The following is an 11,701-nucleotide window of genomic DNA, read 5'->3' as shown; positions in this document are numbered from 1 at the left end:
AACGCCCGGTCCCATTCCGAACCCGGAAGCTAAGCCCACCAGCGCCGATGGTACTGCACTCGCCAGGGTGTGGGAGAGTAGGACACCGCCGAACACCCTTCACAAGAGGCCCCCCGGATCCCGGGGGGCCTCTTGCATGTTCAATAGGTGATAGGTGTACGGACGCCCCATGTCAGCAGTGCCAGGAGGAACAGTGTCGGACCGCAACCGCGACGAGTCAGAGAGCGGTGGCGCACGCAACCGGGACCGCGACTCCACCCGCCGTGACCAGGGCAATCGCCCCTATCGAAACAGTCAGAGCAGTCAGAACCGGGACAGAGGCGGCTACCGCCCCACCCACGACCGCAACACCCCTCGCCGCGACGACGACCGCCCTCAGCGAGGCGACAACCGTTCGTCTCGCGATGACCGTCCGCGCACGGGCAACCGCGACAACAAACCTCAACGCGACGGCGGCTACCGCGACAACCGCTCAGGCCGCCCACCCCGCAACAACGACCGCGACGACCGAGGCGCCCGCCCCTACCGCGAAGACCGCGGTTCCAGCAGCGGCAACCGCGACGACCGTGGCAACCGCCCGTTCCGCGACAACCGCGGCTCCGGCGGCAGCAACCGCGACGACCGGGGGAACCGTTCGTTCCGCGATGACCGCGGCTCCAGCGGCGGCACTCGCGACGACCGAGGCGCTCGTTCGTTCCGTGACGACCGCGGCAACCGCGGGGGAGACCGCGACGATCGCGGCGCCCGCCCGTTCCGCGACAACCGAAGCTCCAGCAGCGGTAACCGTGATGACCGGGGCAACCGCTCGTTCAGCGGCGGCAACCGCGACGATCGAGGCAATCGTTCCTTCCGCGATGACCGCGGTAACCGTGGCGGGGATCGCGACGATCGGGCAGGCCGCTCCTTCGGTGGTGACCGCGGTAGCCGTGGCGGGGACCGCGACGACCGGGGCAACCGTTCGTTCCGCGACGACCGCGGCAGCAGTGGCGGGGACCGGGCCGGCCGTTCGTTCGGTGGCGACCGGGGCAACCGTTCGTTCCGCGACGACCGCGGCTCCAGTGGCGGCAACCGCGACGACCGGGGCAACCGCCCGTTCCGCGACAACCGAAGCTCCAGCAGCGGTAACCGTGATGACCGGGGCAACCGCTCGTTCAGCGGCGGCAACCGCGACGATCGAGGCAATCGTTCCTTCCGCGATGACCGTGGCAGCCGTGGCGACGACCGGGGCGCCCGTTCCTTCCGCGACGACCGCGGCTCCCGAGGCGGAGACCGTGATGACCGCGGCGCCCGCCCGTTCCGTGACGATCGCGGCAGCCGTGGCGACGACCGCGGCAACCGTTCCTTCCGCGACGACCGCGGCTCCCAAGGCGGCAACCGCGATGACCGCGGCGCACGTTCCTTCCGTGACGATCGCGGTGACCGTGGTGGAGACCGCGAAAACCGGGCCGACAAGGGCTTCCGCAGTGGGGACCGCGACAACCGTCAGTCCCGAGATGACCGCGGTGCCCGTTCCTTCGGGGACGACCGCGGCTCCAGGGGTGGAGACCGCGATGACCGCGGTGCCCGCTCGTTCCGCGATGACCGCGGTACCCGAGGCAGCGACCGCCAATCCGGCGACCGTGGCACCCGGCCCGCCCGCGATGACCGCGGCTCCCGGGGTGGAGACCGCGACAACCGCCAGTCCCGCGACGACCGCGGTGCCCGCACCTTCCGGGACGACCGCGGCGGCCGAAGCGGCGATCGCCCCAACCGCCCGTTCCGCGACGACCGCGGCGGCGACAACCGAACCAGCCGCCCCTCTCGCGACGACCGAAGCCGCTCAACCTCGGACCCCCGGCCTGCCGAGGCTCCGCAGGAACCGACCAGCGGTTTCGCCCGCCGCAACCACTACATGTCCACCACCGGCGGCGACACCAACAACACCGGTTACCGCCGCCGCGAAGACGCGGCCTATGAGGACGTCACCGCCACCGGCGAGGTCAACTCCGGCGCCCTGACCGACGATGCCCCGGCCAACCTCGAGGCAGCACCGGCCATCCCGTCCGACGAGACCACCGCCGAAGGAACCGCCACCCGCACCGAAGCGGCGACCGGCACCCACCTCGACGCGGACCCCCTCGCAGACGCAGGGCCCGAAACCTCCGCGCGCGAGGAAACCGGCACCCCCGCCGACGAGCAGACCGGGACGGCCACCGGCGCGGACCCCTCCGCGGAAGCAGGGCCCGAAAGCCCCGCCGCAGCGGAGACCGGGACCCCCGCCGAAGCAGGGCCGGAAACCGCCACCGAGGCGAAGACCGGCACCCACCTCGAAGCCGAACTCCCCGCGGAAGCAGGGCCCGAAGCCCCCGCTGAAGAAAAGACCGGCACGCACCTCGGCGCCGAACACTCCGCGGAAGCAGGGTCCGAAACCTCCGCCGAAGCGAAGACCGGCACCCGCGCCGAAGCCGAACGCCTCGGAGAATCAGGGCGCGAAGCTCCCGCAGCAGCCGAGGCCAGGACCTCCGCCGAAGCGGAACTCCCAGCGGAAGCAGGGCCCGAAGCCCTCGCCGAAGCCGAACTCCCCGGAGAATCAGGGCGCGAAATCTCCGCTGAAGCGGAGGCCAGGACCCCCGCCGACGCGGAAACCGCAGGGCTCCTGGCCCCCACCGACGAGGGAACCGGAAGCCCCGCCGAAGCGGAGACCGGCGCCGGAGCCTTCCCCGAAAGGGAGACCAGGGCGGCCTCCGAGACTCCCGCGGAGCCCGAAACCCCCGCCGAAGCAGAAACCACGACCCCGGCCGACCCGCAGATCGAGGCACCCGCCGCAGCGGAGACCGCACCCGCGGAAATCGAAGACGAGCGGCCCGAAACCCCCCGCCGCCGCGACGGTGAGCCTGAACTCCCCGCCGACATCGAGTTCAGCCAACTCGACTCCGATGCCCGCCGTGAACTGAAGAGCCTTTCCAAGTCGGTGGCCGAGCTGGTCGGCAAGCACCTGGTCGCGGCGGGCATCCTCCTCGACGAGGACCCCGAGCTGGCCCTCGCGCATGCCCGCTTCGCCCGTACCCGTGCGTCCCGCGTCGCGGTGGTCCGGGAGGCAGCCGGGATCGCCGCCTACCACGCCGGTGAGTGGGCCGAGGCGCTCGGCGAGTTCCGCGCGGTCCGCCGCATGACCGGGTCGCAGAACCACCTCCCGGTCATGGTCGACTGCGAACGTGCCCTCGGCCGGCCGGAGCGTGCGCTGGAGCTGGCCGCCGACGCCAAGGACCTCCCGCCGGAGATCGCGGTCGAGCTGAAGATCGTCGCGGCCGGGGCGCGGCGGGACCTCGGGCAGGTCGACGCCGCGGTCGTCGCCCTGCAGGGACCCGACCTCGACGCCGAGCGCCGCGACCCGTGGAGTGCGCGTCTCTTCTACGCGTACGCCGACAACCTCGAGGCCGCCGGTCGGACCGACGACGCGATCCGCTGGTTCCTCAACGCCGCCGAAGCCGACCTCGACGACGAGACCGACGCCGCCGAACGTGCCACCGCCCTGAGCGCCTCATGAGCCTCCTCGACGACTACGACGCGCTCCTGTTCGACCTCGACGGCACGGTCTACCGGGGAGAAGAGGTCATCCCCGGTGCCGACCGCGCCGTCGAGGCGGCACACGCCGCGGGCACGAAGGTCCGCTTCGTCACCAACAACGCGTCCCGCGGACCCGACGAGGTGGCAAGTCACCTGACCCGCATCGGGGTGCGGGCCGCGCCGGCGGAGGTCAGCACCAGTGCGCAGGCCGCCGCTGCCGTGCTCGCCGACAAGCTGCAACCCGGTACAACCGTATTGGTCGTCGGCTCGGCGGCGCTCGTGCACGAGGTCGAGATCAGGGGCCTCACCGCCACCCGCAGCCACAGCGCCGACGTCCAGGCCGTCGTCCAGGGCCTCAGCAAGGACACCGGCTGGCGTGACCTCGCGGAGGCGTGCGTCGCCATCCGCGCGGGTGCGCTGTGGGTCGCCTGCAACGTCGACCCCACGCTGCCCACCGAACGCGGTCCGCTGCCCGGCAACGGTTCGATGGTCACCGCCCTGCGGACCGCCACCGGCAGTGAGCCGGTGATCGCGGGCAAGCCGGCCAGCCCGCTGATGGACGAGGCGCGGAAGTCCGCCGACGCGCGGAACCCGCTGGTCATCGGCGACCGGCTGGACACCGACATCGCGGGCGCGGTGGGCGCGGGCCTGGACTCACTGCTGGTCCTGACCGGGGTGTCCACCGCGCAGGAACTGCTCGACGCGTCCGAGGACATGCGGCCGACCTTCGTCGCCCACGACGTCGCGGCCGTCACCGAGGACGGGATCCGCATCGAGGGTGACGACTGGCCGACCGCCGTGCGCGCCGCGCTCGCCCGCCTCGGTCTCGAGCATGAAGTAGCGTGACAGGGTGCAGTTCGACACCGACCAAACCGCCGGCAACGACACGGCCGACACGGTCGACACGACCGACATCGACCAGGCGATCGCCGGCACCGAGAACCTCGACGCCGTCCCGTTGACCGAGCACGTCGCCAGGTTCGACGCCGTGCACGTATCGCTCAACGAGGCCCTGACCAGCATCGACACGGACTGACGGTGCCCAGGAGGACACGGCTCGACGCCGAGCTGGTGCGTCGTGGCCTTGCCCGCTCCCGCGAGCACGCCTCTCAGCTCATCGCCGACGGCCGGGTGACCGTGCGCGGCACGGTCGCCGCGAAGCCGGCGACCGGCGTCGAGACCGACGCGGCCGTCGTGGTCCGCGAGCTGGACGACGACCCCGACTGGGCGTCCCGCGGTGCGCACAAACTCCTTGGTGCGCTGGAGAAGTTCGCCGTCGAGGTCGACGGCCGCCGCTGTCTAGACGCGGGCGCGTCCACCGGTGGTTTCACCGACGTCCTGCTGCGCGGTGGCGCGCGGGAGGTCGTCGCCGCCGACGTCGGGCGCGGCCTGCTCGTGTGGCGGCTGCAGACCGACGACCGCGTGGTCGTGCTCGACAAGACCAACGTCCGCGCCCTCACCCAGGAACAGACCGGGGGACCTGTCGACCTGGTCGTGGCCGACCTGTCGTTCATCTCACTGCGCCTCGTGCTGCCCGCGCTGCTCGCGTGCACGACCGAGGACGCCGACCTGCTGCCGATGGTGAAACCGCAGTTCGAGGTCGGCAAGGAACGTCTCGGCAGCGGCGGTGTCGTCCGCGACCCCGCGCTGCGTGCCGAGGCGGTGCTGGACGTGGTGAAAGCGGCCGGGGATCTGGGACTGCGCCTACACGGTGTGGTCGCCAGCCCCCTTCCCGGGCCGTCGGGGAATGTCGAATACTTCGCATGGCTGCGTCGCGGCGCGCCCCTGGACGACCAGGCGGCGGCCGCGCTCGTGGAGACCGCTGTCCGAGAGGGGCCCCAATGACCGCACGTGAAGTGCTCCTCGTCGTCCACACCGGCAGGCAGGACACCCGCCGCGCCGCGGAGAAGCTCGCGGGCTGGTTCGCCGACGCCGACATCAAGTTGCGCGTGCTGGAACGCGAGGCGCCGGACCTGGACGCGTCCTGCTACCAGCGGGTCGTGCCGGTCGGGACGAAGGCCGCGGAGGGCACCGAGCTGGTGTTCGTCCTCGGCGGCGACGGCACCCTGCTGCGTGCCGCCGAGCTGGCACGTCCGGCCGGGGTGCCGGTGCTCGCCGTGAACATGGGCCGGGTCGGGTTCCTCGCCGAGGCCGACTCCGATGTCCTCGACGAGGCGGTGTCGCAGGTCATCGCGCAGCGCTACGAGGTCGTCGACCGCATGACCGTCGACGTCACCGCGTCACTGGGGAACCGGCGGCTCGCGAAGACGTGGGCGCTCAACGAGGCCAGCGTCGAGAAGAGCAGCCGCGAGCGGATTCTGGACGTGCGCATAGAGGTCGACAACCGGCCCGTCTCCTCGTTCGGCTGCGACGGTGTGCTGTGCGCGACGCCGACCGGTTCGACCGCGTACGCGTTCTCCGCCGGCGGACCCGTGGTGTGGCCGGACGTGCAGGCCCTGCTGGTGGTGCCGAGCAACGCGCACGCCATGTTCGCGCGGCCGCTCGTGGTGTCGCCGGACTCGCGGATCGCGGTCGAGGTGGACCCGTCCGGGCATCCCGCGGTCCTGTGCTGCGACGGTCGCCGTACGTTTGTATTGCCTCCGGGCGCGCGGGTGGAGGTGGTCGGCGGGGAGATCCCGGCGCGGCTCGTGAAGCTGCGGCAGGGCCCGTTCACCGACCGGCTCGTGGAGAAGTTCGAGCTGCCCGTTCAGGGTTGGCGAAGCCCACGGCCATGAGCGGAGCTTGCGGAGCGAACATCGCCATGAGCGGAGCTTGCGGAGCGATCATCGCCATGAGCGGAACGGCGCGGACATCGCCATGAATCGAACACACTTGCGGGTGGTGCGAGCTTTTGTCGGTGCGAGCCGATAAAGTGCGCGCTGTGTTGGCCGAGATGCGCATCGAGGGCCTCGGCGTGATCGACGAGGCCACCCTCGAACTCGACCCGGGCCTCACCGTGGTGACCGGTGAGACGGGTGCGGGCAAGACCATGGTCGTCACCGGGCTGCATCTGCTGTCCGGTGGTCGTGCCGAGGTGTCGAGAATCCGCAGCGGCGCGGCGAAGGCGGTGGTGGAGGGCCGTTTCGCCGCTCCGCCGGGCAGTGCCGCGGCGAAGGTCGCGAGCGACGCGGGTGCCGATCCCGACGAGGACGGCACACTGATCGCGTTACGCACCCTCAACCCCGACGGGCGCTCCAGAGCGCACCTCGGCGGTCGTTCCGTGCCGGTCGGTGTCCTGTCCGACCTGTCCGAGCAGCTGATCGCCGTGCACGGGCAGAACGACCAGCTGAAGCTGATGCGCCCGGCCGAGCAGCGGTCCGTGCTCGACCGGTTCGCAGGCGAGGAGCTGGCAGGCGCGCTGTCCGAGTACCGCAAGGTGCGCGAGGAATGGGTGCGGGTCACCACCGAGCTGGCCGACCGCAGTGCCCGGTCGCGGGAGATGGCGCGCGAGGCCGAGATGCTCAAGCACGGGCTCGCGGAGATCGGGGCGGTGAGCCCGCAGCCCGGCGAGGACGACGAGCTGCTCGAGAGGGCGAAGCGCCTCGCGGACGCCGACCAGCTGCGCGAGTCGGCGACCGGTGCGGCGTACGCGGTGTCGGGGTCGGCCGAGGGTGACCCGGACGTGCCCGGCGCGCTGGGCCTGATCGCCGACGCGCGGCACAGGCTGTCCGGCTCGGAGGACCCGAGGCTGCGTGAGCTGGAGCCGAGGCTGGCGGAGGCGGAGGCGCTGCTGGTCGACGTCGGCACCGAGCTGAGCAGCTACCTGGATTCGCTGGACGCGGACCCGCAGGTGCTGGAGCAGGTGCTGGCGCGGCAGTCGGAGCTGAAGCAGCTGACCCGCAAGTACGCGGCGGACGTCAACGGTGTGCTGGAGTGGGCCGAGAACGCGGCGAAGCAGCTCGCGGGCCTGGACACGTCCGAGGAAGCACTGGCGGACCTGGCCAGGCGACGCGACGACCTGGCGGCGACGCTGGCCGACTGCGCGCAGCGCGTGACCGTCCTGCGCGTGGAGGCCGCCGACAAGCTCGCGCAGGCGGTGACCGTGGAGCTCGGCGGCCTGGCGATGGGCCAGGCGGCGATCGAGGTCATCGTCAGCACCCGCTGGGCCGAGCCGAACGACCCGCACGCACTGCGCGTGGCGGGCGGCAAGGAACGCGAGGCGCTGGCACACGCGGGCCCGGAAGGCGTGGACGAGGTGGAGATCCGCCTCCGCGCCCACGACGGCGCCGTGCCGCTGCCCGTGCACAAGGCGGCCTCCGGCGGCGAACTGTCCCGCGTGATGCTGGCGATCGAGGTGGTCCTGGCCCACTCCGACCCGGTCCCGACCCTGGTCTTCGACGAGGTCGACGCCGGCGTCGGCGGTCGTGCCGCCGTGGAGATCGGCCGCAGGCTGGCCAGGTTGGCGGCGAGCCACCAGGTGATCGTGGTGACGCACCTGCCGCAGGTGGCCGCGTTCGCTGACCGTCATCTGGTGGTGGACAAGCAGGCCGCGGGCGGGGTCACCCGGAGTGACGTGCGCCGGGTGGACGAGCAGGACCGGGTGCGGGAGCTGGCCAGGATGCTGGCCGGCATGGACTCCACCGAGACCGGACGTGCGCACGCCGAGGAACTGCTGGCGGTCGCCGACGCGGACAAGAAGTCGACCCGGGGGAAGGGACGTAAGAAGCGGTAGCTGTTCGCTTCCCGGCCGGCGCCGGGGGTGGGTGAGGAGCGCGGGTGGGCAAGCTGGGCTGAGTCGCCTGGCTGCATGACGCTTGCGTGGTCGGGCGGTGTTCCCGGCCTGCCTTCACACTGCTCCTCCCGAGCGGCCCGGGGGCGCGTTCGGGCCTCAGGCGGTCAGCAGACCCAGGCCCAGCGTCACCACGCCCGTTGCCAGTGACAGGGCGCCCAGCCACACCAGCCAGATGAACCTGTTCGGCCGGGTCACCTCGCCCCGGCCCATCGACGAGAAGAAGAAGCCCGCCGAGATCAGTGCTGCCGCCGCCGGGGTGCCGACCCTCGCCAGCCAGCCCAGTGCGCCATCCAGTGCCGTCGCGTCCGCCAGGACCAGGGTCACCAGGGCCAGCGTCACCAGCACCCCGGCGTGTGCGTGTCCTGCCCTGGCGAAGGTCTTCTGGAACTCCGTCATCGGCACCTTGCCGCCCACGACGCGGGTCATGAACCAGCCGCCGAACTCGATGCCGACGATGGTCAGCAGTACGGCACCCGCGATGTATCTCGACTCCGGGCTCAGCACGAACGTGTGCATCGCCACTCCCCACTAGTTTGGTAACGTCGTTACGAAACAACGTTACGATACACTTGTCAAGCCATGGGGAGACCGAAGATCCACGACGACGCCCTCCGGGGGCGTCTCATCGGCCAGGCCGCCGCCCTCGTGTTCGAGGGTGGCGTCGACGCGCTGAACCTCCGGCGGCTCGCCGCCGACGCGGGCACGTCCACGTCCGCCGTCTACTCGCTCTTCGGGAACAAGGCCGGGCTGCTCGAAAGCCTCTACCTCGAGGCCGCCCGGCGGTTCGGGGCGCGGCTCTCCGAGGTCGCGGCCACCGACGACCCCGTCGACGACGTCGTGCGGCTCGGCATCGCCTACCGGGACTACGCCCTGCGTGAACCGCACCTCTACGCGATCATGTTCGACCGGCGCGGCCCCGAGTTCGACGACCGTGCGCGGGCCGAGGCGACGGCGACCATCGCTCCGCTCGTCGATGCCGTGCGGCGGGGACAGGACGAGGGCGTGTTACGAAAAGTGGGTCCCGAGCTGGTTGCCTTGTCCTGCTGGGGTGTCGCCCACGGGCTCGTCTCACTGGAACTCGCCGGGTCGATGCCGCCCGGGCTGGACGTCGCCTCGGGCTACGAAGTCGCGTTGCGGGCGATGGTCGACGGCTGGCGTCAGTCCATCGTGCACAGTCCTCATTGATCATTCCAATCGGACCGCGCTGCCCCAGGTGGGTGAATTTCCCGGCGTGGCGAACCGAATATCACCAGTCCATTTGTCACCATCAGTCTCATGAAGCTCACCGGTCTCCTTGCGCGATCGAATCAGGCTCGACCTGGGGTTGCCGGCATCGCGCGGGTCGACCGGCGGACTGGCGACCTCCTGCGCCGGATCGGGCACGGCGACATCGTCGTCCTCGACCAGGTCGACCTCGACCGCGCGACCGCGGAAGCGCTGGTCGACGCCGAGGTCGCCGGGGTCGTCAACGCCTCGCCGTCGATCTCCGGGCGCTTCCCCAACCTGGGACCGGAGATCGTCGTCGGCGCCGGGATCGTGCTCATCGACGGCGTCGGGACAGAGATCCTCCGCGCCGTCAGGGAAGGCAGCAAGGTCCGGCTCTACGAAGGCGGCGTGTACGTCGGCGACAAGGAGGTCGGGCGCGGCCCCGAGCAGTCCGTCGAGACCATCGCCGACCTCATGATCGACGCCAAGGCCGGCATGTCCGCTCAGCTGGAAGCGTTCTCCGCCAACACGATCGAGTTCCTCCGGCGCGAGCGGACCCTCATCCTCGACGGCGTCGGCGTGCCCGAGCTCAACGCCACCATCCGCGACCAGCAGGTGCTCATCGTCGCCTCCGGGCGCGACCACGATGAGGACCTCCGCCGCCTCAAGCGGTACATCACCGAGCACCGGCCCGTGCTGATCGGCGTCGACGGCGGCGCGGACACACTGCACCACCTCGGATATCGCCCGAACGTGATCGTGGGTGACCCGGACGGGTTGTCCACCGAAACGCTGCGCAGCGGTGCCGAAGTCGTGGTCCCCGCGCACATGGACGGGCACGCGCCCGGGCTCGAACGCGTCCAGGACCTGGGGATCGGCGCGGTCACCTTCCCCGCGTCCGGCAACTCGGAGGACCTCGCGCTGCTGCTCGCCGACACCCACGGCGCCAGCCTCGTCGTCACCGTCGGGTTCCAGGCCACCCTGCGCGAGTTCCTCGACCGCGGCCGCTCCGGCTCCAACCCGTCCACCTTCCTGACCCGCCTCAAGCTGGGCAGCAAGGTCGTGGACGGCAAGGCGGTCGCCACCCTGCACCGCAGCCGCGTGTCCGTCGGCGCGGTCGTCCTGCTCGTGCTCGCGGCGCTCATCGCGGTCGCCGTCGGTCTCGCCGTGTCGGGGGTCGGCGGCGCCTACCTCGACTGGTTCATCAGCACCTGGCACACCTTCACGAACTGGGTTGGGGGAGTCTTCTCGTGATCTCGTTGCGGTACCACATCATCTCGATCGCCGCGGTCTTCCTCGCGCTCGCCGTCGGCGTGGTGCTCGGGTCCACGACGCTGTCGCGCTCGCTGCTTTCGGGGCTGAACAACGAGAATGAGGACCTCGCGGCACAGGTCAACGACCTGCAGAACGACAAGAACGCCCAGGACGCGCGCCTCGTCGACGCCGACAGCTTCGCCGCGTCCGTCGGTCCGATGGCGGTGCAGGGGCAGCTCGCGCAGCGCACCGTCGTGCTCGTCACCACCGCCGACGCGCGGCCCGCCGACCGCGACGCGCTCAAGACCCTGGTCGCCAACGCGGGCGGGAACGTCACCGGTGAGCTGCAGCTGACCGAGTCGTTCAGCGACCCCCGGCACGCCGACCAGCTCAAGGACATCGTCGTGCGGCTGCTGCCCGCCGGTGTGCGGCTGCCGACCGCGTCCGACCCCGGCACGCTCGCGGGCGGTCTGCTCGGCCCGCTTCTGTTGATCAGCAAGGACAACAACAAACCGCAGGCGTCCGCCGACGAGACCGCCGCCGCGCTGTCGGGGCTCACCGAGGGCGGGTTCGTCAAGGCGAGCCAAGGACTTCAGCCCGCGCAGCTCGCGATCGTGCTCACCGGCGGCGCCGCCTCCGGTGACGGGGCGGGGGACCGTGCCGCGACCGTCGCGCGGTTCGCCACGCAGGTCGACCGCTCCGGCGCGGGCACCGTGCTGGCCGGTATCGAGGGCTCGGCGTCCGGCACCGGCCCGGTTGGCGTCGTGCGCGCGGACACCGCCGCCACCAGCATCCTGTCCACTGTGGACAACGCGCAGACGCCGGCGGGCCGCGTCGTGACCGTGCTCGCGCTCCGCGAACAACTGGAGGGCCAGGCGGGCCGCTACGGCAGCGCGGGCAACGCGGAACGCTCAGCTCCGGGCGCGCCCACCGAGTAACCCCCCACCGGTGCGGTCATCCACA

Annotated in this window: 10 protein-coding genes and 1 rRNA gene; 10 read left to right on the top strand and 1 reads right to left on the bottom strand. The window is 71.5% G+C overall.

Annotation, left to right across the window (positions count from 1 at the left end):
- From rrf to recN, 7 genes are all read left to right on the top strand, one after another.
- Positions 1–94: ribosomal RNA gene (gene rrf, locus FHR82_RS44095) — 5S ribosomal RNA — on the top strand; the annotation flags it as partial.
- Between the two features lie 99 nt (positions 95–193).
- Positions 194–3,526 (top strand): hypothetical protein, encoded by a 3,333-nt coding sequence (locus FHR82_RS47085; protein ID WP_225943763.1) that lies wholly within the window; start codon positions 194–196, stop codon positions 3,524–3,526.
- Positions 3,523–4,392: an HAD-IIA family hydrolase gene (locus FHR82_RS44085; RefSeq protein WP_184816681.1), complete on the top strand. Its 870-nt coding sequence runs from the start codon at positions 3,523–3,525 to the stop codon at positions 4,390–4,392. The genes FHR82_RS47085 and FHR82_RS44085 overlap by 4 nt, the downstream gene beginning before the upstream one ends.
- Positions 4,393–4,396: 4 nt before the next feature.
- A complete protein-coding gene (locus FHR82_RS44080) occupies positions 4,397–4,582 on the top strand; it encodes a hypothetical protein (protein WP_184816691.1) in 186 nt (61 codons plus the stop codon).
- Between the two features lie 2 nt (positions 4,583–4,584).
- Positions 4,585–5,391 (top strand): TlyA family RNA methyltransferase, encoded by an 807-nt coding sequence (locus tag FHR82_RS44075; RefSeq protein WP_184816680.1) that lies wholly within the window; start codon positions 4,585–4,587, stop codon positions 5,389–5,391.
- Positions 5,388–6,281: an NAD kinase gene (locus FHR82_RS44070; RefSeq protein ID WP_184816679.1), complete on the top strand. Its 894-nt coding sequence runs from the start codon at positions 5,388–5,390 to the stop codon at positions 6,279–6,281. Before FHR82_RS44075 ends, FHR82_RS44070 begins: the two co-directional genes overlap by 4 nt.
- A gap of 137 nt (positions 6,282–6,418) precedes the next feature.
- Positions 6,419–8,218: a DNA repair protein RecN gene (gene recN, locus FHR82_RS44065; protein ID WP_311771585.1), complete on the top strand. Its 1,800-nt coding sequence runs from the start codon at positions 6,419–6,421 to the stop codon at positions 8,216–8,218.
- A 156-nt stretch (positions 8,219–8,374) separates the two neighbouring features.
- Here recN and FHR82_RS44060 read toward each other — a convergent pair whose 3' ends face one another.
- Positions 8,375–8,794: a hypothetical protein gene (locus tag FHR82_RS44060; RefSeq protein WP_184816678.1), complete on the bottom strand. Its 420-nt coding sequence runs from the start codon at positions 8,792–8,794 to the stop codon at positions 8,375–8,377.
- Positions 8,795–8,857: 63 nt separating this feature from the next.
- Here FHR82_RS44060 and FHR82_RS44055 point away from each other — a divergent pair, with 63 nt between their 5' ends.
- The 3 genes from FHR82_RS44055 to FHR82_RS44045 all read left to right on the top strand — a co-directional run bounded on the left by FHR82_RS44055 (position 8,858) and on the right by FHR82_RS44045 (position 11,676).
- The gene (locus tag FHR82_RS44055) at positions 8,858–9,463 is read left to right on the top strand and encodes a TetR/AcrR family transcriptional regulator (RefSeq protein ID WP_184816677.1); all 606 of its coding nucleotides are present in this window, start codon (positions 8,858–8,860) and stop codon (positions 9,461–9,463) included.
- A gap of 90 nt (positions 9,464–9,553) precedes the next feature.
- Positions 9,554–10,738 carry a putative cytokinetic ring protein SteA gene (gene steA / locus FHR82_RS44050; protein ID WP_184816676.1) on the top strand — a complete coding sequence of 395 codons (1,185 nt, stop codon included), beginning with the start codon at positions 9,554–9,556 and terminating at the stop codon, positions 10,736–10,738.
- Positions 10,735–11,676 carry a copper transporter gene (locus FHR82_RS44045; protein ID WP_184816675.1) on the top strand — a complete coding sequence of 314 codons (942 nt, stop codon included), beginning with the start codon at positions 10,735–10,737 and terminating at the stop codon, positions 11,674–11,676. The genes steA and FHR82_RS44045 overlap by 4 nt, the downstream gene beginning before the upstream one ends.
- Positions 11,677–11,701 lie beyond the last annotated feature (25 nt).

The organism is Actinophytocola algeriensis (assembly GCF_014203735.1).
GTDB classification, from domain to species: domain Bacteria; phylum Actinomycetota; class Actinomycetes; order Mycobacteriales; family Pseudonocardiaceae; genus Actinophytocola; species Actinophytocola algeriensis.
The sequence above is the reverse complement of the archived record's forward strand: the minus strand, read 5'-3'. Positions and strand labels throughout refer to the sequence as shown.